General features: G+C 72.8%; 26 protein-coding genes. 17 read left to right on the top strand and 9 right to left on the bottom strand.

From position 1 onward, the window contains the following. Positions 1-210 precede the first annotated feature (210 nt). Both ACGFZK_RS25530 and ACGFZK_RS25535 read left to right on the top strand, forming a co-directional pair. A complete protein-coding gene (locus ACGFZK_RS25530; RefSeq protein WP_393851178.1) occupies positions 211-1,341 on the top strand; it encodes an alpha/beta hydrolase family protein in 1,131 nt (376 codons plus the stop codon). Positions 1,342-1,473: 132 nt separating this feature from the next. Further along, a complete protein-coding gene (locus ACGFZK_RS25535; RefSeq protein ID WP_393851179.1) occupies positions 1,474-2,898 on the top strand; it encodes a hypothetical protein in 1,425 nt (474 codons plus the stop codon). Between the two features lie 33 nt (positions 2,899-2,931). Here the strand turns inward: ACGFZK_RS25535 and ACGFZK_RS25540 are convergent, their stop codons facing one another. Further along, positions 2,932-3,327, bottom strand: a complete 396-nt coding sequence (locus ACGFZK_RS25540) for a VOC family protein (RefSeq protein ID WP_393851180.1) — start codon at positions 3,325-3,327, stop codon at positions 2,932-2,934. Positions 3,328-3,390: 63 nt separating this feature from the next. Beyond that, positions 3,391-4,281 (bottom strand): neutral zinc metallopeptidase, encoded by an 891-nt coding sequence (locus ACGFZK_RS25545; protein ID WP_393851181.1) that lies wholly within the window; start codon positions 4,279-4,281, stop codon positions 3,391-3,393. 290 nt (positions 4,282-4,571) lie between these two features. Here ACGFZK_RS25545 and ACGFZK_RS25550 point away from each other — a divergent pair, with 290 nt between their 5' ends. The 8 genes from ACGFZK_RS25550 (at position 4,572) to amaP (ending at position 9,952) form a co-directional block, all read left to right on the top strand. Next, positions 4,572-6,170: an ABC-F family ATP-binding cassette domain-containing protein gene (locus ACGFZK_RS25550; RefSeq protein ID WP_393851182.1), complete on the top strand. Its 1,599-nt coding sequence runs from the start codon at positions 4,572-4,574 to the stop codon at positions 6,168-6,170. Between the two features lie 364 nt (positions 6,171-6,534). Next, complete coding sequence (locus tag ACGFZK_RS25555; protein ID WP_030010789.1) at positions 6,535-6,756, top strand: helix-turn-helix domain-containing protein; 222 nt, start codon at positions 6,535-6,537, stop codon at positions 6,754-6,756. Positions 6,757-6,917: 161 nt separating this feature from the next. After that, positions 6,918-7,697: an enoyl-CoA hydratase/isomerase family protein gene (locus ACGFZK_RS25560; RefSeq protein ID WP_393851183.1), complete on the top strand. Its 780-nt coding sequence runs from the start codon at positions 6,918-6,920 to the stop codon at positions 7,695-7,697. Positions 7,698-7,823: 126 nt separating this feature from the next. Beyond that, a complete protein-coding gene (locus ACGFZK_RS25565; protein WP_393851184.1) occupies positions 7,824-8,255 on the top strand; it encodes an Asp23/Gls24 family envelope stress response protein in 432 nt (143 codons plus the stop codon). A gap of 15 nt (positions 8,256-8,270) precedes the next feature. Then, entirely contained in the window at positions 8,271-8,456 is a 186-nt protein-coding gene (locus ACGFZK_RS25570) for a hypothetical protein (RefSeq protein WP_393851185.1), read from the top strand. A 7-nt stretch (positions 8,457-8,463) separates the two neighbouring features. Next, positions 8,464-8,829, top strand: a complete 366-nt coding sequence (locus tag ACGFZK_RS25575) for a hypothetical protein (RefSeq protein ID WP_393851186.1) — start codon at positions 8,464-8,466, stop codon at positions 8,827-8,829. Continuing rightward, positions 8,730-9,389, top strand: a complete 660-nt coding sequence (locus ACGFZK_RS25580; RefSeq protein WP_393851187.1) for a DUF6286 domain-containing protein — start codon at positions 8,730-8,732, stop codon at positions 9,387-9,389. The genes ACGFZK_RS25575 and ACGFZK_RS25580 overlap by 100 nt, the downstream gene beginning before the upstream one ends. 5 nt (positions 9,390-9,394) lie before the next feature. Further along, the gene (amaP, locus tag ACGFZK_RS25585) at positions 9,395-9,952 is read left to right on the top strand and encodes an alkaline shock response membrane anchor protein AmaP (RefSeq protein WP_393851188.1); all 558 of its coding nucleotides are present in this window, start codon (positions 9,395-9,397) and stop codon (positions 9,950-9,952) included. 18 nt (positions 9,953-9,970) lie between these two features. On the opposite strand, the gene ACGFZK_RS25590 is transcribed toward amaP, so the two are convergent. The 6 genes from ACGFZK_RS25590 to ACGFZK_RS25615 all read right to left on the bottom strand — a co-directional run bounded on the left by ACGFZK_RS25590 (position 9,971) and on the right by ACGFZK_RS25615 (position 16,396). After that, positions 9,971-10,726: an SDR family oxidoreductase gene (locus tag ACGFZK_RS25590; protein ID WP_393851189.1), complete on the bottom strand. Its 756-nt coding sequence runs from the start codon at positions 10,724-10,726 to the stop codon at positions 9,971-9,973. 9 nt (positions 10,727-10,735) lie between these two features. Further along, positions 10,736-11,527: an SURF1 family protein gene (locus tag ACGFZK_RS25595; RefSeq protein WP_393851190.1), complete on the bottom strand. Its 792-nt coding sequence runs from the start codon at positions 11,525-11,527 to the stop codon at positions 10,736-10,738. A gap of 116 nt (positions 11,528-11,643) precedes the next feature. Beyond that, the gene (locus ACGFZK_RS25600; protein ID WP_078938101.1) at positions 11,644-11,877 is read right to left on the bottom strand and encodes a hypothetical protein; all 234 of its coding nucleotides are present in this window, start codon (positions 11,875-11,877) and stop codon (positions 11,644-11,646) included. Positions 11,878-11,982: 105 nt separating this feature from the next. Continuing rightward, positions 11,983-12,960 (bottom strand): DEDDh family exonuclease, encoded by a 978-nt coding sequence (locus tag ACGFZK_RS25605; RefSeq protein ID WP_393851191.1) that lies wholly within the window; start codon positions 12,958-12,960, stop codon positions 11,983-11,985. A 54-nt stretch (positions 12,961-13,014) separates the two neighbouring features. Beyond that, positions 13,015-15,609, bottom strand: a complete 2,595-nt coding sequence (locus ACGFZK_RS25610) for an MXAN_6230/SCO0854 family RING domain-containing protein (protein ID WP_393851192.1) — start codon at positions 15,607-15,609, stop codon at positions 13,015-13,017. A gap of 151 nt (positions 15,610-15,760) precedes the next feature. Continuing rightward, a complete protein-coding gene (locus ACGFZK_RS25615; protein ID WP_393851193.1) occupies positions 15,761-16,396 on the bottom strand; it encodes a TetR/AcrR family transcriptional regulator in 636 nt (211 codons plus the stop codon). Between the two features lie 126 nt (positions 16,397-16,522). Between ACGFZK_RS25615 and ACGFZK_RS25620 the strand changes: the two genes are divergently transcribed. The 7 genes from ACGFZK_RS25620 (at position 16,523) to ACGFZK_RS25650 (ending at position 23,743) form a co-directional block, all read left to right on the top strand. Next, positions 16,523-17,320: an acetoacetate decarboxylase family protein gene (locus tag ACGFZK_RS25620; RefSeq protein WP_393851194.1), complete on the top strand. Its 798-nt coding sequence runs from the start codon at positions 16,523-16,525 to the stop codon at positions 17,318-17,320. Position 17,321: 1 nt separating this feature from the next. Then, positions 17,322-18,206: an SDR family NAD(P)-dependent oxidoreductase gene (locus ACGFZK_RS25625; protein WP_393851195.1), complete on the top strand. Its 885-nt coding sequence runs from the start codon at positions 17,322-17,324 to the stop codon at positions 18,204-18,206. 12 nt (positions 18,207-18,218) lie between these two features. Continuing rightward, a complete protein-coding gene (locus tag ACGFZK_RS25630) occupies positions 18,219-19,541 on the top strand; it encodes an amidohydrolase family protein (protein WP_393851196.1) in 1,323 nt (440 codons plus the stop codon). Then, positions 19,538-20,761 carry an amidohydrolase family protein gene (locus ACGFZK_RS25635; RefSeq protein WP_393851197.1) on the top strand — a complete coding sequence of 408 codons (1,224 nt, stop codon included), beginning with the start codon at positions 19,538-19,540 and terminating at the stop codon, positions 20,759-20,761. The genes ACGFZK_RS25630 and ACGFZK_RS25635 overlap by 4 nt, the downstream gene beginning before the upstream one ends. 225 nt (positions 20,762-20,986) lie before the next feature. After that, on the top strand, positions 20,987-21,961 hold the full coding sequence (locus ACGFZK_RS25640) for a sterol desaturase family protein (RefSeq protein ID WP_393851198.1): 975 nt from the start codon (positions 20,987-20,989) through the stop codon (positions 21,959-21,961). A 38-nt stretch (positions 21,962-21,999) separates the two neighbouring features. After that, a complete protein-coding gene (locus tag ACGFZK_RS25645) occupies positions 22,000-22,644 on the top strand; it encodes a lysoplasmalogenase (protein ID WP_393851236.1) in 645 nt (214 codons plus the stop codon). 55 nt (positions 22,645-22,699) lie between these two features. After that, positions 22,700-23,743, top strand: a complete 1,044-nt coding sequence (locus ACGFZK_RS25650) for a zinc-dependent alcohol dehydrogenase family protein (RefSeq protein ID WP_393851199.1) — start codon at positions 22,700-22,702, stop codon at positions 23,741-23,743. 72 nt (positions 23,744-23,815) lie between these two features. On the opposite strand, the gene ACGFZK_RS25655 is transcribed toward ACGFZK_RS25650, so the two are convergent. Then, positions 23,816-25,372 (bottom strand): S8 family serine peptidase, encoded by a 1,557-nt coding sequence (locus tag ACGFZK_RS25655; protein ID WP_393851200.1) that lies wholly within the window; start codon positions 25,370-25,372, stop codon positions 23,816-23,818. Positions 25,373-25,526: the final 154 nt, after the last annotated feature.

Raw genomic sequence — 25,526 nt, forward strand, 5'->3', positions numbered from 1 at the left:
GCGCGATCGGGCCATTCGTCCTGATTCTGACGTAGATGACGCTATTAATGCACGTCAAAGCCGGGTGAATGAACCCCTCCGCGGCGGGTCGGCCGCGCCGGCGCACCCGCCCCCCGGGCCCCGAAAGAGACTTAGATCACTCGACCCCGGTCGGCGGCGGACGGATCTCCTCCGGTGGCCCGCCCGAGGTCGCGCCACGACACTGGAGCGGTGCGTACCGCGACAGCAACGGCTGCGGCCGTCACCACGACCCTCCTGGGTGCCGGCGCAGCCGCCGTCGCCGTCGGACGGCACGCCGCCGATGCGGCCCTGCGGCCCGAACCGGGACGCCCCCTCCCCGGCGGCCCGAAGCTCAGCGTCCACTCCGCCGCCGCCGGCCGGATCGCCCTGACCCGCTCGCTCGCCTCCCTGCGCCCGGGCACCTACGGCCTGGTCGCACCCGGCGTGCACGCCGTCGTCGGGCCGGTGCTCCCCGACGTCGGCCGCGACCCGGACGCCGTCGTACGGCGGCTCGTCTCCGTCACCCACGGCACCCTCGACCCCGGCACCCGGGTGACGCTCACCCCCCAGGTGCACGTCGGCAATCCGAGCACCGCCCTCGGACTCGACCACGCCGACGTGGACGTACCCGGGGAGCTCGGCGCCCTGCCCGCCTGGTTCGTGCCCGCGGCCCGGGACACCTGGGTGATCGCCGTGCACGGGCTCGGCAGCAGCCGTGAGCACCCGATGGTGGTCATGCCCTTCCTGCACCGCCACCGGCTGCCCGTCCTGGACCTCGCCTACCGCGGCGACCTCGGCGCCCCCGCCTCCCCGGACGGCCTCGGCCACCTCGGTGAATCGGAATGGCGGGACCTGGACGCCGCCATCCGCTACGCGGTGCGCTACGGCGCCCGCCGCGTGGTCCTGTACGGCTGGTCCACCGGCGCGACCATGGCCCTGTACGCGGCCGAGCGCTCGGCGCTGGCCCACCGGATCTCCGGGCTGGTGCTGGACTCTCCGGTGCTCGACTGGCACGCCACCCTGCGCGGGCTCGCCGCGGCGCGCCGTATCCCGGCCGTCGTGCTGCCGCTGGCGGTCCGGGCCGCCGAGGGCCGGGCGGGCCTGCGCGCCGACCGCCGGCCGCCGGGCGCCGACCCCGGCGCGCTGCGCGTCCCCGTACTGATCTTCCACGGCCCGGACGACGCGCTCGCCCCCTGGGGGCCGTCCCGGAGGCTGGCCGCCGCCCGCCCCGACCTCGTCACCCTGCACACCGTGCGTGAGGCCGGGCACGGCGCGATGTGGAACGCCGACCCGGCCGGGTACGAGGAGGTCCTGCGCCGCTTCCTCACTCCCCTGATGTGAAGGCCCGTCATGTGAAGGCCCTGTGACGGAGCGGGCCCTGCGGGCGGCTTGTCCCGGTCTGCGCTGCGGGTGGCCGGCGGTAACGACCCGTTCCGTTTGGGCTTTCGGCCAGTGACGGGCGAGACTGCTTCCGTGACGTCCCGAAAGCCTGATGAGCAGTTGGCTCGCGACTCCAGACTCCGACTCGTCTCGCCGCGTTCCGTCGCCGCGGCCCGCAAGGCGGTGACCGACCGACGCACCCGGCCCGCGCCCCGGCCCCCGGCGGGTACGCCCGCCACGGCCGACCTCGCGAACCGGGCCCGGGCCTCGCTCGCCGACGCCGTACGCCTGACCCGCTGGGCCGAGCGCAACCTCGGCGCGGGAGACGGCGGCCGGCCCGCCCCCACGGGCGCGCTGGCCACGGCCGACGTCGAACGCGCGGCCGCGGAACTGGGCCTGACGCACGGCCAGATCCGGGTCGGCTGGGACCGCGCCCGGCTCGCCGGACTCGTCGAGGTGCACGGCGGCCACGCCCGGCCCGGCTGGCGCCTGCGCGCCTGGGACCGCGACGACACCGCGGTGCTGCGCGGCTGGGTCGCCCTCTTCGACGCCTGGTCACTGGTCCACCCCGCCCCCGCGGACATCGCCCCCTCGGCCGTCGCCGAGGTCGTCGAGGCCATGCCCCAACTCCTCTCCCTGCTCCAGCTGTCGGCCGGCCCGGTGACCGTCCCCGACCTGCTGGACCTGCTCGGGCAGCGCGTCACCGAGCTGCGCGACGAGCGGTGCGAGATCCCCTACGAGACCGGGCCCGCGGTGGCGCTCACGTCCGCCGCCGGCTCCGCGGAGGCCCGCCCGGTCCCGCTCGCCCGGCTGCTGCGCTGGGCGCTCGGCGGACTCGCCGCCGTGGACGCCGTCACCCTCGGCCCCGCCCGGGCCACGCTCACCCCGCTCGGCAGCTGGGCCGTCTGGGTCAAGCTGGAGCAGATCTGCGTCGCGGCGCAGAGTCCCGCCGGGAACATCGAGCAGTCCGCCGCCGCCATGCTGCACGGCTGCGCGCGGCTCACCCCCGGCCCGGCCCGCGCCGAGTACCAGGCCTGGCTCGCCGCCCGGCCCGTCGGCCACGCCGTGGCCGAGCTGCTGCAGGCCGCCCGCGGGGAGGACGCCCTGCTGCGCGGCCTCGCCTTCGAGGCGCTGCGCGTGGTCGGCGCCCCCGCCGAGCCCGAGGTGCGTGCCGCCGTGCGCGAGCCCGCCCTGCGCCCCTACGCGCTGCTCTGGCTCGCCGTGCACGACGGGGTGGACCCCGACGAGGCGCAGGACGTCCTCACCGCCGAGGAGTCGACCTGGCTCTGGGTGGACACCGCGGCCGCCATCGCCGACCACGGCGAGGCCGAGCTGCTGGCCCGCCACCTGGACTCGGCCGTGCGGACCACCGTCCCCCGGCTGCTGGACGAGGTCCGTGCGGTGGGTCATCCGCGCACCGTGCAGGTGCTGGTCGCGCTGGCCGCGGCCCACCCCGACCCGACGCTGGCGAAGGCGGTCCGCCGGGCCGCCTTCCAGGTCCACACCGGCGGCGAGTGACTCCGTGGGAAGCGGGCGGGCGCGCCGCGGGCTTCAGACCTGCGGCGCGTACGTCCCGAAGCTCCAGACGTTGCCCTCGGCGTCGCGCGCCATGTAGTCGCGGGATCCGTAGTCCTGGTCGGTGGGTTCCATCACGATCTCCGCGCCGTGCTCGACCGCCCGCCGGTGGTGCGCGTCCACGTCGTCGACCACGACATAGACGCCCGAAGGGCCCGCGCCCTCCATGGCCTTGTCGAAGGCCCCGCCCCTCCCCGAGCTGCCCAGCATCACCATGCCGTTGCCGTACGACAGCTCGGCGTGCATCACCGAGCCGTCCTCACCCTCGTAGACGGCGACCTGGCTGAACCCGAAGGCCTCGGTCAGCAGCCGGATGGCCGCCTTCGCGTCGCGGTAGATCAGGGTGGGACAGATGGACGGAACGCCTGCCATGACGATCACTCCCTCTCGTGACGGTGACCCGCGTCACACCAGCATGGCAGGCGGCGCCGACACTCAGCGGAAGGTGTTGCACTGGGCCATGTCGCCGGTGCGGTAGCCCTGGTGGAACCACTGCTGCCGCTGCTCGGCCGAGCCGTGCGTCCAGGACTCCGGGTTCACCCGGCCCTGGAACTTCTCCTGGATCCGGTCGTCGCCGACCGCGGCCGCCGCGTCCAGCCCGTCCCTGATGTCGTCCTCGGTCAGGACCTTGATCAGCGGCCGCCCGGTGGACGGGTCGGCGACGTTCGTGGCGTTGCGGGCCCACACCCCGGCGTAGCAGTCGGCTTGCAGCTCGACCTTGACCGCGTTGCTGTTCGCGCCCTGCCGCCCGTCCTGGGCCCGCTGGAGCGTTCCGGTCAGGTTCTGGACGTGGTGCCCGTACTCGTGGGCGATGACGTACGCCTGCGCGAAGGGGCCGCCGGTCGCCCCGAACTTCGTCCGCAGGTCCTCGAAGAAGTCGAGGTCCAGATAGACCTTCCGGTCCGCGGGGCAATAGAAGGGGCCCACCGCCTCGGTGGCCATCCCGCACCCGGTGTTCGTCCGGTTCTCGAAGAACACCGTCGTCGACGGGCTGTACCGGCCGCCGCGCCTGGCGAACTCCTGGTTCCAGAAGGTCTGGGTGCTCCTGGTGACCGCCGCCAGCCGGCAGTCCTCCCGGGTGTTCGCGTCCCGCCCCGAGGTGCAGGCCTGCTGCATCTGTTCGACCGACGAGGAGGCCGGCGCCGGTTCCTCCCCGGGCGCCAGCCCCAGCTGATCCGGTCCCACCCCGAACAGCAGCCCCACGATCAGGGCGATGAGGCCGACGATGCCGCCGCCGACGGTGGCCTTCCCGCCCGGGATGCGGCTGCCGCCGCGCCTGTCCTCGACTTCGGAGCCGTCGAGTCTGGCGTCGTCGTCGAACTGCATCCCGCACCGCCCTCCACTCGTGAAACTGCCGCGGTCGCGTCTCCGCCCATGCGGCGAGTATCAACCCATTCATACTGGTACGCGCCTTGGCCGCCCCAAGGGGCCACTGGGCCGAACGGGGGGCGCGGGGCAGCGGCTCCGGACCGCCGCCCGGCCTGCCCCGTGCCCGGAAACCAGTTGCACACCCCCGGTAGAATGTCTCTCATGGCAAATCTCCTCGCGGATTAGCGGCGTCGAAGCTTCGCGTCCTGCCCCCCTTCCGCCGTCCCCACCCGCCCTGGAGTATTTCCGTGATCACCGCCACCGGCATCGAGCTGCGCGCCGGCGCCCGCGTCCTCATCGAGTCCGCCTCTTTCCGTGTCGCCAAGGGCGACCGCATCGGCCTGGTCGGCCGCAACGGAGCGGGCAAGACCACCCTCACCAAGTGCCTCGCGGGCGAGGGCCAGCCCGCCGCCGGCTCCATCACCCGCTCGGGCGAGGTCGGCTACCTCCCGCAGGACCCGCGCACCGGTGACCTCGACGTACTGGCCCGCGACCGGATCCTGTCCGCGCGCGGCCTCGACGTCCTGATCAAGAAGATGCGCGCCAACGAGGAGCGCATCGCCTCCGGCAGCGGGGGCACCCGCGACAAGGCGATGAAGCAGTACGAGCGCCAGGAGACGGAGTTCCTGACCAAGGGCGGGTACGCCGCCGAGGCGGAGGCCGCGACCATCTCGGCCGCCCTGGGCCTGCCGGACCGGGTGCTCGGCCAGCCGCTGCACACCCTCTCCGGTGGTCAGCGCCGACGCGTCGAGCTGGCCCGGATCCTCTTCTCGGACGCCGACACCCTGCTCCTCGACGAGCCCACCAACCACCTCGACGCCGACTCGATCGTCTGGCTGCGCGACTACCTGAAGACCTACCGCGGTGGCTTCATCGTGATCTCCCACGACGTCGACCTGGTCGAGACCGTCGTCAACAAGGTCTTCTACCTGGACGCCAACCGCTCCCAGATCGACGTCTACAACATGGGCTGGAAGCTCTACCAGCAGCAGCGCGAGGCCGACGAGAAGCGCCGCAAGCGCGAGCGCCAGAACGCCGAGAAGAAGGCCGCGGCCCTGAACTCGCAGGCCGACAAGATGCGCGCCAAGGCCACCAAGACCGTTGCCGCGCAGAACATGGCCAAGCGCGCCGACCGGCTGCTGGCCGGCCTGGAGGCCGTCCGCGTCTCCGACAAGGTCGCCAAGCTCCGCTTCCCGGACCCGGCGCCCTGCGGCAAGACCCCGCTGACCGCCGAGGGCCTGTCGAAGTCGTACGGCTCGCTGGAGATCTTCACCGACGTCGACCTGGCCATCGACAAGGGCTCCCGCGTCGTCATCCTCGGCCTCAACGGCGCCGGCAAGACCACCCTGCTGCGCCTGCTCTCGGGCACCGAGAAGCCGGACACCGGCACGGTCGTCCCGGGCCACGGCCTCAAGCTCGGCTACTACGCCCAGGAGCACGAGACCCTGGACCCGGAGCGCACGGTCCTGGAGAACATGCGCTCGTCCGCGCCCGACCTGGACCTGGTCGCCGTACGCAAGACGCTCGGCTCCTTCCTCTTCTCCGGCGACGACGTCGACAAGCCCGCCGGGGTGCTCTCCGGTGGCGAGAAGACCCGTCTGGCCCTGGCCACGCTGGTCGTCTCCTCGGCGAACGTGCTGCTCCTCGACGAGCCCACGAACAACCTCGACCCGGCCAGCCGCGAGGAGATCCTGGGCGCGCTGCGCACGTACAAGGGCGCGGTCATCCTCGTCACGCACGACGAGGGCGCCGTCGAGGCACTGGAGCCGGAGCGCATCATCCTGCTCCCGGACGGCGTCGAGGACCTGTGGGGACCGGACTACCGGGACCTGGTGGCCCTCGCCTGATCGGGTTCCGGTTCCCGTTCCGCTTCTGATCCAGTTCCTTATGGATCATTCGGCTCACGGGTGATCCATCATCTGAGTGAGACGGTCTCGTACCGTTGCGCGTCGTACGACGGCCCCGGCCGCACCCGCGAAGGTGCGCGACCGGGGCTCTTCGTTTTCCGCTTCCGCGCCCCTGACCTGGCGATTCCCGGCGCGGACAGCGGAGTGTGACGGAAGTCATGCGACGGAAGAGGAGATTCCGTTCTGCTCGGGTGTCCAGCCCTCGAGAAATGCCGTCGTACCGACCTTGCTGAATGGGTGGCCAGGAAGCCTGGGAGGGGTGATCATGAGAAGTCCAGAGCGCACTTCCCATGAGGAGGCACGGGTGGCCGAGACTCTGAAGAAGGGCAGCCGGGTAACCGGCGCCGCGCGCGACAAGCTCGCGGCAGACCTGAAGAAGAAGTACGACTCCGGTGCGAGTATCCGGGCGCTGGCCGAAGAGACCGGCCGGTCCTACGGATTCGTCCACCGGATGCTCAGTGAGTCCGGGGTCTCGCTACGTGGTCGCGGTGGCGCGACGCGCGGCAAGAAGGCAGCTACTGCCTGACCCTGGTCCCATCGGTTCCAAACGCTCCAACGGCTTCAAGGTTCATCATGATCCGACGAATCCTCCGGTGACCCCCCGGTCGGCCTTCCGGTCGACCGGGTGGTTACTGTGCAGTCACTTAGGCCGAGCTTGCGGCCGACTGCACACCGGAGGCATGAAAGATGGCTCTGCTCGACAAGGACGGCGTACGACTCACCGTCGACGACACGGTCGCCACGGTGACACTGACCAATCCGGCCAAGCGAAATGCCCAATCCCCCGCGCTCTGGCGGGCTTTGGCCGAGGCCGGGAGGTCGTTGCCGGGCACCGTCCGGGTCGTCGTGCTGCGCGGTGAGGGCAAGTCCTTCTCCGCCGGGCTCGACCGGCAGGCGTTCACCCCCGAAGGATTCGAGGGCGAGCCGTCCTTCCTCGATCTGGCACGCGGTTCGGACGAACTGCTCGACTCCACGATCGCCGAGTACCAGGAGGCATTCACCTGGTGGAGGCGTCACGACATCATCTCCGTCGCCGCCGTGCAGGGGCACGCGATCGGCGCCGGCTTCCAGCTCGCGCTCGCGTGCGACCTGCGCGTGGTCGCGGACGACGTGCAGTTCGCCATGCGCGAGACCAGCCTGGGCCTGGTCCCCGACCTGGCCGGTACCCAGCCCCTGACCTCCCTGGTCGGCTACGCCCGCGCGCTCGAGATCTGCGCGACGGGCCGCTTCGTGCATGCCGAGGAGGCGGAGCGGGTCGGCCTCGCCAACCTCGTGGTCCCCGTGGACGAGCTCGACGCAGCCGTCCAGGACCTCACCACGGCCCTGCTCGCCCCGGCGCGCGACGCCGTGATCGAGACGAAGGCGCTGTTGCGCGCCGCGCCGTCCCGCCCGTACGACGACCAGCGCGCCGCCGAGCGCGCCGCCCAGGCCCGCCGCCTGCGCGACCTGGCGGGTCTCTCCGACTGACGGCCGCGGCACGGCCGGAGTCCCGGGTGGGTCGGCCAGCCGACCGGCCTACTCCCGGGGCGCCGACGCCGCCGGGCGCCTAACGTGGTGCGGAGTGAGTCCGCTAGCCACGCGAAGGGACACGCGATGACCGAAACCGCATCAGGGGGCCACGCCAAGGACCCCGGGGAACGGGGACGCACGACCATCGCCGACGGGGTGGTCGAGAAGATCGCCGGCCTGGCCGCCCGCGAGGTGGTCGGCGTGCACGCCATGGGCAGTGGCAGCGGCCTCTCCCGCACCTTCGGCGCCGTCCGCGACCGGGTACCCGGCGGTCAGAAGGCCGGCGTCAGCCGCGGGGTCAAGGCCGAGGTCGGCGAGGTCCAGACGGCCCTCGACCTGGAGATCGTCGTGGACTACGGCGTGTCGATCCGCGCCGTGGCGCGTGCCGTCCGCGAGAACGTCATTTCGGCGGTCGAGCGGATGACGGGCCTGGAGGTCGTCGAGGTCAACATCGCGGTCAGCGACGTCAAGCTGCCCGATGAGCCCGACGAGGAGCCGGAATCCCGTCTCCAGTAGCCGAGAGGAGCCCGTATGAGCATGGCGATCGCCGGACTGTTCGCCGGCATGGCCCTGGCGTTCGCCGGTTACTTCGGCGGGTTCGGAGCCTTCCTGCTGGTGGCCGCCCTCGGCGCCGTCGGCTTCGTCGCGGGGCGTTTCCTCGACGGGGACCTGGACCCCGGGGATCTGTTCCGCCGCCGTGACGACCGGCGCGGGTGAGGCGCCGATGACCAGCCCACCCCGTTCCGCCCCGCCCCGGGCGGCCCCCGCCGACCGCGGTGCCACCCGGATCGCCGACCGGGTCGTCGCCAAGATCGCGGCCCAGGCCGCCCGGGAGGCGCTCACCGCGCCCTCCGGCGCGCCCCCGCACGCCACCGTCACCGTGCACCACGACATCGCACGGGTCCGGGTCAGCCTGGAGCTGGCCTACCCCGCCGACCTGGCCGCCCAGTGCGCGGCCGTACGCCGCCAGGTCGCCCAGCGCATCGAGGAGTGTGCGTCGATGTCCGTACCCGAGGTGGACATCGACATCGAGCACCTGCACTCCACCCACACCCGGACCGGCGCCGGGCGGGAACGGGGGCTGCGGTGACGGCCCCCGGCTCCGGCCCGGCCCGCCGGTTCCGCTCCGCCCGGCGGGTACCCGCCGGGCTCACCGCCCTGGTCGTGCTCGGGGTGGCCGTCCTGTTCCTGTACGACCTGGCCGCCGTACGGGCCGGCCGGCCCGCGATGAGCTGGCGCCGCGACCTCACCGAGCTGCTGGAGACGCACACCCCCGCCGACCTGGGCGTCCAGCTGGCCGCCGGGGCCGCGGCCCTGATCGGCCTGCTGCTCCTGCTGCTGGCCCTCGCGCCCGGGCTCCGCGGGATCCTGACGATGCGCACTCCGGACCCGGACCCGGGGGCGGCGGGCGTACGGGCCGGGCTCGGCCGCAAGGCCGCCGCGCAGATCCTGCGGGACCGGGCCATGGAGGTGTCCGGGGTGCGGGCGGTCCGGGTCAAGGTGGGCCGGTCCCGCGTCGGGGTGCGGGCCACCTCGCACTTCCGCGAGCTGGACGACGTACGGGCCGACCTGGACGAGGTCCTCGCCGTCGGCATCGACGAACTGGGCCTCGCGCACCCGCCGCAGCCGCGCGTACGGGTCAGGAGGTGAACGGCATGCTCGGGACGGTGAACCGGATCCTGCTGGCGGTGGCCGGAGCGCTCCTGCTGGCGGTCGGGGCGGTGGTGCTGACGGGCGCGTGGCCGCTGCACGGCCGCCACGCGCCGCTGCTGAGCGAGGCGACCAGGAGCCGGTACTGGCACGACGAGGGCTGGTGGTGGTGGGCGGTGCTCGGCGGGCTCGCGGTGGTCGTGCTGCTCGCGCTGTGGTGGCTGTTGTCCCAGCTGCGGAGCGCACGGCTGCAGGCGATGGTCGTGGACACCGGGGACGGGGCGTTCGCGATGCTGCGCGGGCGCGCGCTGGAGGAGGCGGTGGCCGCGGAGGCCGGAGCCCTGGACGGGGTCGCCGGCTGCCGGGTCTCCCTGCGCGGGCGGCGCGGGTCGCCGGCGCTGCGGGTCGCGCTGGAACTGGAACCCCACGCGGTCCCCGCCGACGCCCTGGCTGCGGTGGCCGGTCCGGTCATGACCCACGCCCGGACCTCGGCGGGCCTCCCGGAACTCCCGGCGGAGGCCCGCCTCAAGGTGACGTCCCACCGCGCCCAGCGGGTGACGTAGCCCCGGGGGTACGGCGGGTCAGAAGCCGTGCCGGGAGCCGCCGTCGACCGGGAGCATGACGCCCGTCAGGTACGACGCCGCCGGGGAGAGCAGGAAGGCCGCCGTGCGGCCGAACTCCTCCGGGGCGCCGTACCGCCGCAGCGGGATGCGGGACTCGTGCCCCGCCCGGGTGGCCTCGGCGTCGCCGGACAGTGCGTCGAGCTCGCGCACGCGGTCGGTGTCGATGCGCGCCGGAAGCAGGCCGACGACGCGGATCCCGCGCGGGCCGAGCTCCAGGGAAAGGGACTTGGCGAAGCCCGCCAGGCCCGGACGCAGACCGTTGGAGATGGTCAGGCCGGGGATCGGCTCGTGGACCGAGCCCGACAGGACGAAGCCGATGACCCCGCCCTCGCCCAGCTCGGCGGCCGCCGCCCGGGCGAGGCGGACCGCGCCCAGGAACACCGACTCGAAGGCCGCCGCCCACTGGGCGTCGGTGTTGTCCGCCGCGAAGCCCGGTGCCGGGCCGCCGACGCTGATGAGGATGCCGTCGAGGCGGCCGAAGCGCTCGCGCGCGGTGGCGACGAGCCGCGCGGCCACCTCCGGGTCGGAGTTGTCGGCCGCGACACCGGCCGCGTTCGGGCCGAGCTCGGCGGCGGCGTCGGACGCCCGCTTCTCGTCTCGGCCCGTCAGGAGGACCTTCGCGCCGTCGGCGGTCAGTTCCCGGGCGGAGGCGAAGCCGAGGCCGCGCGTGGCCCCGGTGACGATGTAGACACGGTCTTTCAGTCCAAGATCCATGCCGACACGCTACGCCGCCGCCGGCTCCTGAAGGGAGGCCTCGGCCCGGGCCGCCTCGGCCTCGCGCTCGCGCCTCTCCCGCCGTACGAGGATCACCCAGCCCACCGGAACCGCGCCGGCGAACAGCCACCACTGGACGGCGTACGCCATGTGCGGGCCGATCGAGTCGTGGTCGGGATCGGCGACCGTCTCCGGACTGCCGTCCGCCGGGGCCGGAGCGGTGAGTTCCAGGTATCCGCCGAGGACCGGCCGGCCCAGGTACTCCGCCTGCTGCGCGCTGTTGATCAGCATCACCTGGCGGTCCGGCAGGCCCTTGCGGTCCTTGATGCCGCTGCCGCCGCTCGTCTCGTCGGCCTTCAGCCGGCCGGTGACGGTGACCTCGCCCGCGGGCGCGGCCGGCACCGGCGGGTAGGCGCGGGGGTCGTCGCCCCCGGGCACCCAGCCCCGGTTGACCAGGACCACCCGTCCGTCGGGCAGGACCAGCGGGGTCACGACGTGGAAGCCGACCTTGTCGTCGTTGTCGGTGCGCATCCGTACGACGACCTCGTGCGCGGTGTCGTAGGTGCCGGTCGCGGTGACGGCACGCCAGAAGTCGGCGCGGGGAACCCGGTGACCGGGAGAGGTGACCTCGGTCACCGGGACCGGCTTCGCCCGCAGGTTCGCATCGATCAGCTGGTTCTGTGCGACGCGGTGCTCATGACGGTGGTACTGCCAGAACCCCAGCTTGATCATCGCGGGGATGAGGGCGAGGGCGATCAGGGTGAGGCACACCCACTGCCGGGTCAGCACAAAGCGGTACACGCCCACGACGGTACCCGCAGCGCGCACGACCCCGGCGGCCGGGTGGCCGTCCGGGGTCGTGGCGTACGGGAGGGGAGCCGGGACGGGATCCGGGACACGGGCCCCGGGCGGGGGAGTCAGACGCGGTCGACGATGCCCACCTTCCCCTCCGCGCGGGCGCAGTGGGCCCCGCAGAACCACTGGCCCTCGACCTCGACGCCCTGGCCGATGATCGAGACCCGGCAGTGCTCGCAGACGGGCGCCATGCGGTGGATGGCGCAGGAGAAGCAGTCGAAGACGTGCACGGCGCCCTGCGCGTGCACCTCGAAGGACATGCCGTAATCGTTTCCGCAGACCTCACAACGTGCCATGGGCGGAATGCTGCGCACGGGGACGGGGCGGAACAAGATCCAGCGGGGTGAGTCGCCGCGCCTGCACCCGCCCGGCGCAACGGCCCGCAGTCCGGGATGCGGGCGTCAGGACTCGGCCGGCGCCACGTCCCGCAGCAGCTGGGTGAAGGCCGCCTCGTCGACGACCGGGGTGCCGAAGCTCTTCGCCTTGACCGTCTTGGAGGTCGCCGAGTCGGGGTCGTTCGTCACCAGGAGGCTGGTGAGCCGCGACACACTCGTCGCGATGTGCAGGCCCGCCTCGACCGCACGGTCCTCCAGCAGCTCCCGCTCCACCGAGGTGTCACCGGAGAAGGCGATCCGCATGCCCTGCTTCAGCGGCTTGCCGTCCTCGAAGCGCCCCGGATTCGGGTGCGGGCACGGCGGCCGCTTGCGCGAGGGCCGCCAGCTGCCGCCCCGGTAGGAGGACTGGTACCCCACCCGCGGGGTGACGGCGGAGTCCGACCACTCCGTCAGCGGGCGGCATTCCAGCAGGGGCAGCCGTACGCCGCCCTGCGCGGCCGCGTGCAGCGAGGGGCGGAACGCCTCCGCGAGCACCCGGGCGTCGTCGAGCGCGTGGTGGGCGCGCTGCTGGACCACGCCGAAGTGCGCGGCCAGCGACTCCAGCTTGTGGTTGGGCAGCGGCAGGTTCAGTTCCTTCGACAGGGCGATGGTGCACAGCCGCTGACGGACCGGCGCGGTCGTGGCGGCCCGCGCGTACTCCCGGGCGATCATCTGCCAGTCGAAGATGGCGTTGTGCGCGACCAGTACCCGGTCCGACAGCCGGTCGGCGAACTCCTCGGCGATGTCCTCAAAGAGCGGTGCGTCGGAGAGCATCGCGCTCGTCAGCCCGTGGATCCACACCGGTCCCGGATCCCGCCGCGGATTGACCAGTGTGTACCAGTGGTCCTCCACATTGCCCTGGGCGTCGAGCCGGTAGACGGCGGCGGAGACTATCCGGTCGTCGCGAGCGAGCCCGGTGGTCTCCACGTCGACGACCGCGTACCCCTGTGGGTATGCGGTCGGCCACATCGTCTCTGCGGTCGTACGGTCGTCGAGCATGGTCACAGAGGATATCGGCCCCGACTGACAGCCGTGGCCGCCCCGGTGGTTCCGGGCCCCTCAGCCCAGGGCGGCGACGAGGTCGCCCGCCGCGAGCTGTTCGAGGCCGCAGCCGTCAACCCGCCCCGGCAGCAGCCGGTATACGGAGCCGCTCGCACCGGCGGGCGCGACCTCACCGTCCACCAGCGCGAGGAAGGCCGACCGCCCGGAGGCGGCGGTGCCCGCGAGGGCGTCGACCTCCGTCGAGCGCAGCACGTCGTCCGGATCGCGCAGGCCGAGGAGCCGGGCGGCGAAGGCCGCGGTGTCCTCGCCGGCGCCCCTGCGGTAGGTCCACAGTTCGTCGGGGTCGCTCGGCCGGGGCGTACGGCGCAGCACGGCCACCTCGCGGCAGCGCGCGGCCGCGTGCCAGCCGGCCAGCTCCCACAGGGTGGTGCGGCCCGTCGAAAAGTACTGGAACAGGTCGCGGCCGATCCGGGCCAGGTCCTCCTGGTGCGCCCACACGCTGTGGTAGCCCTCGTCGTCCGGCAGGTGGACGTCGGTCCACAGGAAGCCGCGCCGCTCCAGGTCGACGAGGAGCGGCACGTGGATCCGTGAGTTGCCGACCAGGTCGTAGCGTTGGCGCACGGTCCGCGGGTCGTAGCGGGCGGTACGTCCGGAGCGGGTGGGCAGGGCCATGAACCCGGCGAAGGCGTCGGGCAGCAGCTCGAAGGGGATGTTGTTGTAGCTGAAGACGACCGGCATGGCGAAGCGCACACCGGTGTCGGCGAGGGCGTCCAGGTCGATGTCCACGTACTCGCTCGCCCCGTGGGGCGCGGGTGCCGAGACGAGGTCCCCGGAGTGGACGACGGCCCGCCTGCCGTGGACGAGGTTCGTGAAGTCGCACAGGCCCGCGTAGTTCCAGTCGGCGTCGAACAGCACCACCGACAGGTCCAGGTCCACGCGCTTCCTCGGCGGCTCCATCCAGTGCAGGAACATGCGCAGCACCTCGCCGTCCGGCAGTGCCTGGAAGCTGCCCTTGGGGACGGTGACCAGGGCCTTGGCCGCCGCCCGCTCGGTGGACGGGACGTGCAGGTGGGCGAGGCGGGAGTCGAGGACGGCCACGTCGTACGGGTCTGCGGAGGCCAGTCGGCGCAGCACCTCGGCCTCGAACAGCTCGCACACCGAACGGGTCACCGCCGCAGCCAGCGGAGCCCGGTCGTCCGCCACGGTGAAGGAGTGCGCGACCTGCCCGCGGGGGAAGAACACCCGCCGGCTGCCGGGCAGATGACGGATCCGGAGCCGTCCGAGCGCGGACAGCACGGCCCCCGGGCCAGCCTTCGGCAGCCGCTCCGTCAGCACCTCGGCGACCTGCGGCGGGAGGGCGTCGGCCGCGTACAGCCGCAGCAGGTGGTCCAGACGGCGGACGAGTTCACCTGGCCGTTCGGCCAGTACGGCGAGGGCCCGGTCGGGATCCCCGCAGCGCAGGGCCCCCTCGGCGCGCCCCAGCCAGGTGGCCGCCCGCACGCGCGCGCCGTCGATCCGGACCGCCTGCGGGTACGCGGCGGCGGTGGCGAGCAGCGCGGCGCCGAGGGCGGTGCCGGTGGTGTCGGTGGCGCGCAGTACGGCGAAGGCGAGGGCGGCGCGCGGGTGGCGGGCGTGCTGCTCGAAGGGGTGCAGGATCTCGGCGGCCCGCTTCCACAGGTCCTCGTGGCGCAGTACGTCCTCGACGAGCAGCGCGGGATCGAGCCCGTCCAGGACGGCCAGCAGCTCGCGCCGCAGCGGGCGCGGCAGGGAGCGCATGCGCGGGGGTTCCAGGAGGTCGGCCTCGCCCCCGGACCACACGGCGAGCAGCCGCAGTACGTCGGTGGCGGTGGTGAGCCGCTCCGGCAGCAGGGCCCGTACGGTCTCCCGCGTGCGGCGCTCGCGCAGCAGGCCGCCCAGCACCAGGGCCTTGGTCTCGCGCACCGGCAGGGCGTCCGGGAGCCAGTCGAGGCCGGCCGGGGCGTGGGCGAGGAGGACCCGGGTCTCCTCCCTGTCCTGCGGGGAGAGCGGGGTGCGGCGGGCGAGTAGCTTCCCGAGGGCGGTGACCGAGTCGGCCGCGCGGTCCGTGCCGAAGGCCAGCAGCCGCAGCGGGCCGCCCCCGGGGGGAACGTCCCCCGGGGACGCGGGCGGGGACGGCCGGATGAACGGTTCGGCGGGGTCCACGCGCCGGTGGCAGATCGGGCAGCCGCTGTAGTCGGCGCCGTCCCAGCAGGTCCGGCAGACCAGGTGGGCGCACGGTGCGACGGGGTGGACGGCGCCGACGGTCGCGCACAGCACGCACGGCTGGTCCGGCCACTGCAGGAGCAGGGTCAGGACGCGGTCGATCCACAGCGCGTGGGTGTCGTCCGGCACCGAGGCCGGGAACGAGCGGAACAGCGGCATGTGGGTGCGGTCCGCCCCCAGCAGGATGTCGATGTCCCCGATCAGCTGCGCACCGGCGGCGGCGAGTCCGGTGGGTCCGAGCCAGGCGAGCGCCGAACGCAGCGGGACCGTCAGGGCGTAGCCCCGGTCGAGCAGTTCGGCTTCCAGGGCCGTCAGGCCCTCGGCCGTCGACGGGTCGCCCGGGCGCGGCCCGGCCTGGTCGACGTAGACGGTGTGCAGACGGCGCAACAGGACGGTCGACAGCTCGGGCAAAGGGGGGATTCCTCCGGAACCGGAAAGGGAAGAGTGGGCGGGGCGGAGAGGGGACGCGCTACGGATTTCAGGGAAGGTGAGAAGGAAGCACGTCGCGGAGCCGCCCCCGCGTCGCAGATACAACCACGGGCGCGGGAGCGCGCCAACCGAATTACCGCGGCGGGGCGGCGCCCGGCGCGAGCAGGGCGTGCACCAGGGCCCGTACGGACAGCAGGAACAGGCGGTCCGTATCCGCCGGGCGGGCCAGGGCACGGGCGAGGGCCGGGTCGTGGGGGGCCGCGGCCGGGTCCCAGAGCTCGCTCTCGGCAGGGGACTGCGCGGGGGCGCGTTCGCGGTTGCGCTCGACGAGCAGGTACCCGACGACCTGGAACTGGATCGCGCGCACCGCGTCCGCCGCCCGGGCGCCGCGCAGCCCCGCGGCGTGCACCTCGTGGACGAGCGCCTGCTGGGCGGGGAGGAACATCCGCTCGGTGAGCCCGCGTTCGTGGACCATCGCGATCAGGTGCGGACGTGTCCGCAGTTCGCGGCGCAGGACCCGGGCCACCGACAGGATCCGGTCGGCCGGGGTGCGGCCGGTGGGCCGGATCGCGCCCATCTCCTCCACGGTCCGCCGCACGAGGGCGTCGAGCAGCGATTCGCGGTTGCCGACGTGCCAGTAGATGGACGTCACGGCGGTGCCCAGCTCGGCGGCGAGTCTGCGCATGGTGAGGGCGGCCGGACCGTGCTGCATGACCAGGGAGGCGGCAGCCTCCAGTACCTCGTCGCGGGTGAGTGTGGTTCTGGCCACGGCGGTCCCACCACCAATCTGTCGGATCGTCAGTTCTTGTGCGTGCAGGGGTCTTTACCCTTCATCGTTGGCGGTGTAACTGTGTTACAGAACCGACTCCCCCCGAGACGAGGGATGGTGCGAGACATGGCACGAGTACGGTACGGAGCGCGCACCGAGGCCGAGATCGCGGCGTCGCGCGAGAAGAGTTCCAAGCTCCCCGACATCTGGTCCACAGGTGTCGTGGCCATCTGGGAGAGCGACCCCGACGTGGTGGCGGCGGTCCTGCCGCCACCGCTCAAGCCCGCCGGCCGGCCCCTCGTACGGGCCAACATCAGCAAGGTCGACCTGCCCGGCTATCCGCTGGGCGCCGGCTCGGTGGCCGTCGCCGCCCAGCACGGCGGCGTCGAGGGCTGGTACCCGCTGGTCATGCCGATGACCCACGAACGCGCCCTGACCGGCGGCCGCGAGGTCTTCGGCGAGCCGAAGAAGCTGGGCGAGGTCACCGTGGACCGCGACGGCCTCGTCGTACGGGCCGCCCTCGCCCGGCACGGGATCGCCTTCGTCGAGGTGCGCGGGGCGGTGGACCGCGCACTGCCGCTGCCCGAACCCACCCAGAAGACCGACTTCTACTTCAAGTTCCTGCCCGCCGTGGACGGTTCCGGCTTCGACGCCGACCCGGTCCTCGTGCACTGCACGCGCAACGAGAAGGTCCGCAAGCTGGAGCACATCACCGGGGACGTCGTGCTGCGGGAGTCGATGTTCGATCCCGTCGCCGACCTCCCCGTCCGCCGGATCGTGGAGATCACCATCGGCGAGAAGACCACCGACCAGAAGGGCCGGGTCGTGGAACGGGTCAGTGCCCAGGCCCTGCTCCCGTACATCCACCAGCGCTACGACGACCCCCAGCAGATCCTCGACGGACCGCCCGAGGGGAGCGTCTGACATGCGACTCGAAGCCGGACAGGTGGCCGTGGTCACCGGAGCCGCCGGCGGTATCGGCCTCGCGATGGCCCGCCGCTTCGCCGCCGAGGGACTGAAGGTGGTCCTCGCCGACGTGGAGGAGGGCGCCCTGCGCAAGGCGGCCGACGAGCTGGCCGCCGACGGGGCCCAGGTCCTCGCCCGGGTCGTCGACGTCAGCGACCGCGACTCCGTGATCGCGCTGGCCGACGCCGCCTACGAGACCTTCGGCGCCGTGCACGTCCTCTGCAACAACGCGGGCGTCGGCTCCGGCGCCGAGGGCCGGATGTGGGAGCACGAGCCCAACGACTGGAAATGGGCCTTCTCGGTCAACGTGTGGGGGGTCTTCCACGGCATCCAGGCCTTCGTCCCCCGCATGATCGCCACCGGCGGCCCAGGCCACGTCGTCAACACCTCCTCCGGCGACGGCGGCATCGCCCCGCTGCCCACCGCCTCCGTGTACGCCGTCACCAAGGCGGCCGTGGTCACCATGACCGAGTCGCTCTACGCCCACCTCAAGGCGGAGGGCGCCGCCGTCGGGGCCTCCGTCCTCTTCCCCGGACCGCACATGCTGCGCACCGGACTGTGGGAGTCGCACCGCAACCGACCCGAGCGGTACGCGAAGGAACGGCCGCGCAAGGCCCCGTACCGCACCCTCGACCAGTACGAGGCGGCGATGAAACAGGCCGGCCACGAGGTGCGGTTCACCCCGGTCGAGGAGGTCGCCGAGCACGTCGTCGACGGCATCCGCGCCGACCGCTTCTGGATGCTCCCGGCCGGCGAGCACAGCGACCGGCAGATACGCGCCCGGTCGCAGTCGATGCTCGACCGGTCCAACCCCGCCTACCTGGAAAGCTTCATCCTCGACTGAGGGGCGTCTGTGGTGAGTACGAACGAAGACCGGACCGAAAGCGCAACCGCGAACGGAACCGAAGACCGGTACCTGATCATCTCCTCCGACTGCCACGCGGGCCTGCCCACCGAGCAGTACCGGCCCTACCTGGACTCCCGCTTCCACCCCCAGTTCGACGAGTTCCTCGGCGAGCGCGACGCCCGCCGTGCGGAGGCCACCCGCCTCGGCGTCCGCAACGAGGCCTTCGCCGAGAAGTGGTTCCACGACCACGAGGAGGGCCTCAAGGGCGGTTGGGACACCGGCCGGCGGCTGAAGGAACTCGACGGCGACGGCGTGGCCGCCGAGGTCGTCTTCCCCGACGCGGACGCCGTCGACAGCCAGACCGCCGCCCCCTTCGGCGTCGGCCTCGGCCTCTCCGGCGACCAGGACCCCGAGCTCGGCATGGCGGGCGCGCAGGCGCACAACCGCTGGCTCGCGGAGTTCGTGGGGCAGACCCCGGAGCGTCACTGCGGAGTCGCCCTGCTCCCCATCACGGGCGAGCCGGCGAAGGTCGTCGCGGAGATCCACCGGGCCAAGGAGTCCGGGCTGGGCGCGCTGATGATCCCCGCCATGTGGGTGGACAAGGCGCCCTATCACGACCGCCGCTACGACCCCGTCTGGGCGGCGGCCGCCGAGACGCAGATGCCGATCGTCACCCACTCCGGGTCCTCGCCGCGCCACGAGTACGGCGACCACCTGGGCATCTTCGTCTCCGAGGTCACCTGGTGGCCGGCCCGCCCCCTGTGGTTCCTGCTCTGGTCCGGGGTCTTCGAGCGCCACCCCGGCCTGAAGTTCGGCGTCGCCGAGTCGGGCTGCTGGTGGCTGCCGAACCAGCTGTGGTTCATGGACCGGCTCTACCTCGGCGCGCACGGCGGAAAGAAGCTCTCGCCGTTCGAGGAGCTGAAGCGGCCGCCGAGCGAGTACCTGGACCGCCAGGTCTTCATCTGCGCGACGAACACCAAGCGCCGCGAGCTGGCGCAGCGGTACGAGATCGGCGTGGACAACATCCTGTGGGGCTCGGACTTCCCGCACCCCGAGGGCACCTGGCCGAACACCCGGTCCTGGCTGAAGAACACCTTCCACGACATCCCGGTCGCGGAGACCCGCCGGATGCTCGGCCTGGCGGCGGCCGAGGTGTTCGGCTTCGACACCGCGAAGCTGGCCCCGATCGCCCGCCGGATCGGCCCCACCCCTGCGGAGCTGGGCCAGTCCCCGGACCAGGCGGCGGTGGAGGCCTCCTGGGCCCGCTCCCGCGAGGTGGGCCGCCACTGGCTGAGCGGCGACGACTTCCCGGTGCTGGGGGTGAACCCGTGACCTCCGAGGACCGCTACACGGTGATCTCGGCGGACTGCCACGCCGGCGCCGACCTGCTGGACTACAGGCCGTACCTGGAGAAGCGCCACCACGAGGACTTCGACGCCTGGGCCGCCACGTACGTGAACCCGTACGAGGACCTCCTCGCGGACACCGCCGACCGCAACTGGAACTCGGCCCGGCGCCTCGCGGAGCTGGAGGCCGACGGCATCGTCGCCGAGGTGGTCTTCCCCAACACCATCCCGCCGTTCTTCCCCAAGGCCTCCCTGATGGCCCAGCCCCCGACGGCCGCCGAGTACGAGATGCGGTGGGCGGGGCTCCAGGCCCACAACCGCTGGCTGGCGGACTTCTGCGCGGATGCGCCGGGGCGCCGGGCGGGGGTGGCCCAGATCCTGCTGAACGACGTGGACGCGGCGGTGAGCGAGATCCGCCGGGTGCGGGCGGCCGGCCTGACGGGCGGCATCCTGCTGCCGGGCGTCCCGCCCGGCTCGACGGTGCCGGAGCTCTACTCCGCTGCCTACGACCCCATCTGGGCGGTGTGCGACGAGCTGGACGTCCCGGTCAACCACCACGGCGGCTCGGCGTCGCCGCCGCTCGGCGACGAACCGGCGGCCCGGGCCGTCTTCATGGTGGAGACCACGTGGTTCTCGCACCGCGCCCTGTGGCACCTCGTCTTCGGCGGGGCCTTCCGCCGCCATCCGGGCCTCAAGCTGGTCCTGACGGAGCAGGGATCGGGGTGGATCCCCGGCGTGCTGGAGATGCTGGACTACTACCACGGCCGCCTGGTCGCGGCCTCGGCCACGGCGGAGTCCAAGTTCGGGGCGGGCCTCGCGGAGTCGATGGGCCGGGGCCCGAGCGAGGTCTGGCGGGACAACTGCTTCGTGGGAGCGAGCTTCATGCGCCCCCACGAGGTCCCGCTGCGGGAGCGGATCGGCCTCGACAAGATCATGTGGGGCAGCGACTACCCCCACGACGAGGGCACCACCCCCTTCTCCCGCGAAGGCCTCCGCATCGCCTACGCGGGCCTCCCGCGCGAGGAGGTCGCCGCGATGGTCGGCGGCAACGCGGCCCGGGTCTACGGCTTCGACCTCGCCCTCCTGGACGCGGTGGCGGCCAAGCACGGCCCGCTGGTATCGGAGATCGCGCAACCCCTGACGGCGGTCCCCCCGCAGGCCACGAGCCCGGCCTTCGCCCGCGGCGGCTCGGTCCGGGTCTGGTAGCCCTGATCCCGCCCGGGGCGGCTCAGTTCACGTGGACGAGCCGCTCCGGCGGGATCCGCCCCCGGCCCCGTGCCAGGAGCGACCGGACCAGCGCCCCCGCAGCCGTACCCGCCACCCGGAGGGAACCGGCTCGGACATCATCTCGTGAACCGCCGGTAACCCCGATGGATACCGATCGGTAACAACCTCTAGCGGCATCCCGGAAGGCGCCTCTATGGTGCCCACATGCCGAACCTGCCCGATGTCGTGCTGTGGTCCATACCTGCCTTTGTGCTGCTCACCGTCATCGAGGTGGTGAGCTACCGGCTCCATCCCGACGAGGACGCCGCCGGCTACGACACGAAGGACGCCGTCACGAGCGTCACCATGGGGCTCGGCAGCATCGGCTTCGACCTGCTCTGGAAGATCCCGGTCGTCGCCGTCTTCACGGCGGTCTACGAACTGACCCCGCTGCGCGTGCCGTTCCTGTGGTGGACCGCCCTGCTGATGCTCCTCGCACAGGACTTCCTCTACTACTGGCAGCACCGGCTCCACCACGTCATCCGCATCCTGTGGGCCTGCCACGTGGTCCACCACAGCAGCAGGCGGTTCAACCTCACCACCGCCCTGCGTCAGCCCTGGACCAGCGCCACCACCTGGTGGTTCTACCTGCCGATGGTGGCCCTCGGCGTGCACCCGGCGGCGATCCCGTTCTGCTACGGACTCAACCTCCTCTACCAGTTCTGGGTCCACACCGAACGCATCGGGAAGCTGCCGCGGCCCTACGAGTACGTCTTCAACACCCCCTCCCACCACCGCGTCCACCACGCCTCGCAGGGTGGCTACCTGGACCGCAACTTCGGCGGCATCCTGATCATCTGGGACCGGATGTTCGGCTCCTGGGTGGGGGAGACCGACAGGCCCGTCTACGGCCTCACCAAGAACATCGGCACCCACAACCCGCTGCGCGTGGCCACCCACGAGTACGCCGCCATCGCCCGCGACGTGCGCGCCGCCGGGAGCTGGGGCGAGCGCGCCGGCCGGGTCTTCCGCGGCCCCGGCTGGCAGCCCAAGCCGGCCGACCGGCAGACCGCCGTCCCGGCCCCCGCCCCGGCCCCCGTCCCGACCGCCGTCCCGACCGCCGTCCCGGCCCCCGTCCCGACCGCCGGCCAGGAAGCCGTCGCCGAGACCCGGCCCTCCGTGCAGGAGAGCACCGCGTGAGCACCGCGGAGTCCGCGGGCCGCCCCGCCCCGTCCTGGGTGGCCGACCGCGAACCCACCGGCCGCCCGCGCCTCGGCCGACTCGCCCTGGTGGCCTTCGCCGTGGCCGCCGCCGTCGACCTCGGGTCGCTGCTGGCCGGCTGGCACCTCGGGCACGTCATCGCCAAGCCGCTGCTGATGCCGCTGCTGGTGACCCACATGGCCACCCGCGGCGCGCCCCGCCTGCTTCTCGCCGCGCTGCTCTTCGGCTGGGGCGGGGACCTGGCCCTGCTCTTCGACGCCGAGCCCGCCTTCCTCATCGGCATGGGCTCCTTCGCCGTCGGGCACGTCTGCTACCTCGTCCTCTTCGGCAAGCGCCCCGCGAACCCGCTGCTCGGGGGCGCGTACGCGCTCGCCCTCCTCGGCACCGTCGCCCTGCTCTGGTCCGATCTGCCGGCCGACCTGCGGATCCCCGTGGCCGGCTACAGCCTGCTGCTCACCGCCATGGCCTTCCGCTCCAGCGCCCTCGGGCTGCGGGCCGGGGTCGGCGGTGCGCTGTTCCTGCTCTCCGACACCCTCATCGCCACCGGCGTCGCCGAATGGCCCCAGCTGCCCCGCCCGGACTTCTGGATCATGGCCACCTACCTGGCCGCCCAGTACCTGCTGGCCACCGGCGCGACCACCCGCGAGGCAGGCGTACCGTAGGACGGTCGTCAGTCGTACAAGACTGAATTATCTCGAGCCGGAGGACTGCATCACCATGCGCGCCACCGTCATCCACGCCCCGCACGACATACGCGTGGAGGAGGTGCCCGACGCTGCGATCCAGCGCCCCGAGGACGCCGTCGTCCGCGTCCTGCGTGCCTGTATCTGCGGCAGCGACCTGTGGGCCTACCGCGGTGAGGCCGAGCGCCAGCCCGGCCAGCGCATCGGTCACGAGTTCCTGGGCATCGTCGAGGAGACCGGCTCCGCCGTCTCCGGCCTGCGCGCCGGCGACCTCGTCGTCGCGCCCTTCATGTGGTCGGACGGCACCTGCGAGTACTGCCTCGACGGTCTGTTCACCTCCTGCGACCACGGCGGCTTCTGGGGCTCGGTCGGTCACGACGGCGGCCAGGGCGAGGCCGTCCGCGTCCCGCACGCCGACGGCACCCTGGTGAAGCTGCCCGCCGAGGCCGTCTCCGACGACCACCTGCTGACCGGGCTGCTCGCGCTGTCCGACGTCATGGGAACCGGCCACCACGCGGCGCTGGGCGCGGGCGTGCGCAAGGGCTCCACGGTCGCCGTCGTCGGTGACGGCGCGGTCGGCCTGTGCGGCGTCCTCGCCGCCAAGCGCCTGGGCGCCGAGCGGATCATCGCGCTGGGCCGCCACACCGTCCGTACCGACATCGCCAAGCTCTTCGGGGCCACCGATGTCGTCGCCGAGCGCGGCGAGGCGGCCGAGGCGGCCGTACGCGAGCTCACCGGCGGCCGGGGCGCGCACGCGGTCATCGAGGCGGTCGGCACCGAGCAGTCCATGCGCACCGCCGTGAACATCACCCGCGACGGCGGGGCCGTCGGCTACGTCGGCGTCCCGCACGGCAGCGGCACCGGCCTCGACCTCGGCGTCATGTTCGACCGCAACATCACCCTGCGCGGTGGCGTGGCCCCGGTCCGCGCGTACATTCCGGAGCTGCTGGAGGACGTGCTCAGCGGCGCGATCGACCCGGCGCCCGTCTTCGACCGGGCCGTGTCCCTGGACGAGGTCCCGGACGGCTACCGGGCGATGGACGACCGCAGCGCGCTCAAGGTGATGATCAAGACCTGACCTGCCGGATGAACGAAAGGACGGGCCGGGCGGGTGATCCCGCCCGGCCCGTCCGCCTCGTTCCGACGGGGGTTACTTCACGGCCTTGAGCGCGTCGATCACGCCGTAGCCGTAGTAGCCCGTCTGCCCCCACTTGCTGCGGCAGGTGGTGGCGTCGATCAGGGTGCCCGCGGCGTCGTATATCTGCGTCGGGCAGGCCGCCTTCGTGGACTGGGCCTTCAGCATCGCCTGGAGCTGCGAGGGCGTGGCCGACGGGTGGGCGCTCTTGAGCAGCGCCGCGACGCCCGCGACGTGCGGGGCGGCCATCGACGTGCCCTGCTTGTAGCCGTAGAGCCCGCCCGGGACGGTCGACAGCACGCGCCCGTTGGCGTCCGGGGTGTTCGGGACCTGCCACTTGTCGCCGCCCGGGGCCGCGACGTCCACGACCCCGAGGCCGTAGCTGGAGTAGTACGAGCGCAGGCCCTTGTCGCCGGTCGCCGAGACCGTGACCACACCCGGCAGCTGCGTCGGCAGGTCCAGGCAGACCTTCGGGTCGACGGTCCGCGGAACCGGGGTGGTGTCGTTCGGGCTGCTCTCGTCGACGAGGGAGTCGGCCGCCAGGTCCTGGTCGGAGTTGCCGGCCGAGGCCACGTGCAGCGTGCCCTTGCGCTCGGCGTACGTGGTGGCCCGGCCGATGGCCTCCACCAGCGCCTTCTGGTCGTCGTCGGACTTGCAGTTGAAGAGCCAGGGGTCGACGTAGTAGCTGTTGTTGGTCACCTCGATCCCCTTCTCGGCGGCGAACATGAAGCCGCAGAGGACCGCCTCGGTGTAGAAGAGGCTGGTCCCGGGCTCGCTCACCTTGATCGCGGCGATCTTCACGCCCGGCGCGACACCGCTGACGCCGATGCCGTTGCGCGCGGCCCCGATGGTGCCGGCCACGTGCGTGCCGTGGTCGCTGCCGTCGGCGTACGGGCGCCAGGCGCCCTCCGTGGTGTCGGCGACGCCGCCCACGCAGTTGGCCGACTGGCTCTTGGAGAAGTTCGGGGCGAGATCGGGGTGGGTGTCGTCGACACCCGTGTCGATGATGCCCACCGTGACGTTCCGGCTGCCATCGTTGATCTTGTGAGCCTTGTCGGCCTTGATCGTCCGCAGGTCCCACTGGTTGGGCTCCAGCGGCTCCTGACCCTCCTGCGCCGCTGCCGCCGCCCTGGCGGCGTCCGCCGCGCTCAGCTGCTGGGTCTGGCCCTCCTCCGTGGTCTGCACCGCCGACATCGGGGCCGTCCGGGTGGCTCCGACCGACACGAACAGGCCGCGCTGGGCCCGCAGCTGCTTGGCGAAGTCCGGGTTCTGGGAGTGTGCGACGACCACCCCGATCTGTTCATAGGCCGTCACCACCGTTCCGCCGGCCCGCTCGACGGCCTTCTTCGCCGCCTTCACCGTGGCGTACGCGTTCAGGTTGGCCACGTACGACAGCTCGGGGCCGGAGGTGCCGGCCTTCGAGGCCGTCGCCGCGTCGGCCGTGCCGCCCAGCGCGGCGGCCGAGGCGGAGACCGCGGGCAGGAAGGCGAGCGAGGCGGTGAGCGCCAGGCCGACCGGTACGGCGAGAGCACGGCTGCGCTTCTTGGGCGCACGTGACCCCAGCTGATCCATGGGTTCTCCAGATCATCTTCGAAAAGCCGCCCGCACGCGGGCGCGTCGGACGGGTGCATGACAAGCGAACCTAGCGTCGCCGTTCGCCCCTACGCCATCAGTTCGAGAAATCGGTTTCCGAAGAATCAATGGGTGCTGAACCGTCCCGACACGC

It is taken from the genome of Streptomyces sp. NPDC048257 (genome assembly GCF_043201855.1).
Taxonomy (GTDB): domain Bacteria; phylum Actinomycetota; class Actinomycetes; order Streptomycetales; family Streptomycetaceae; genus Streptomyces.

Bases quoted from the DNA above. Each gene is read 5' to 3' on its own strand.
- ACGFZK_RS25655 (WP_393851200.1), bottom strand. From the start codon at position 25,372: ATGGATCAGCTGGGGTCACGTGCGCCCAAGAAGCGCAGCCGTGCTCTC.
- ACGFZK_RS25625 (WP_393851195.1), top strand. From the start codon at position 17,322: ATGCGACTCGAAGCCGGACAGGTGGCCGTGGTCACCGGAGCCGCCGGC.
- ACGFZK_RS25565 (WP_393851184.1), top strand. From the start codon at position 7,824: ATGACCGAAACCGCATCAGGGGGCCACGCCAAGGACCCCGGGGAACGG.
- ACGFZK_RS25640 (WP_393851198.1), top strand. From the start codon at position 20,987: ATGCCGAACCTGCCCGATGTCGTGCTGTGGTCCATACCTGCCTTTGTG.
- ACGFZK_RS25570 (WP_393851185.1), top strand. From the start codon at position 8,271: ATGAGCATGGCGATCGCCGGACTGTTCGCCGGCATGGCCCTGGCGTTC.
- ACGFZK_RS25545 (WP_393851181.1), bottom strand. From the start codon at position 4,281: ATGCAGTTCGACGACGACGCCAGACTCGACGGCTCCGAAGTCGAGGAC.
- ACGFZK_RS25575 (WP_393851186.1), top strand. From the start codon at position 8,464: ATGACCAGCCCACCCCGTTCCGCCCCGCCCCGGGCGGCCCCCGCCGAC.
- amaP (WP_393851188.1), top strand. From the start codon at position 9,395: ATGCTCGGGACGGTGAACCGGATCCTGCTGGCGGTGGCCGGAGCGCTC.
- ACGFZK_RS25620 (WP_393851194.1), top strand. From the start codon at position 16,523: ATGGCACGAGTACGGTACGGAGCGCGCACCGAGGCCGAGATCGCGGCG.
- ACGFZK_RS25540 (WP_393851180.1), bottom strand. From the start codon at position 3,327: ATGGCAGGCGTTCCGTCCATCTGTCCCACCCTGATCTACCGCGACGCG.
- ACGFZK_RS25590 (WP_393851189.1), bottom strand. From the start codon at position 10,726: ATGGATCTTGGACTGAAAGACCGTGTCTACATCGTCACCGGGGCCACG.
- ACGFZK_RS25650 (WP_393851199.1), top strand. From the start codon at position 22,700: ATGCGCGCCACCGTCATCCACGCCCCGCACGACATACGCGTGGAGGAG.
- ACGFZK_RS25560 (WP_393851183.1), top strand. From the start codon at position 6,918: ATGGCTCTGCTCGACAAGGACGGCGTACGACTCACCGTCGACGACACG.
- ACGFZK_RS25600 (WP_078938101.1), bottom strand. From the start codon at position 11,877: ATGGCACGTTGTGAGGTCTGCGGAAACGATTACGGCATGTCCTTCGAG.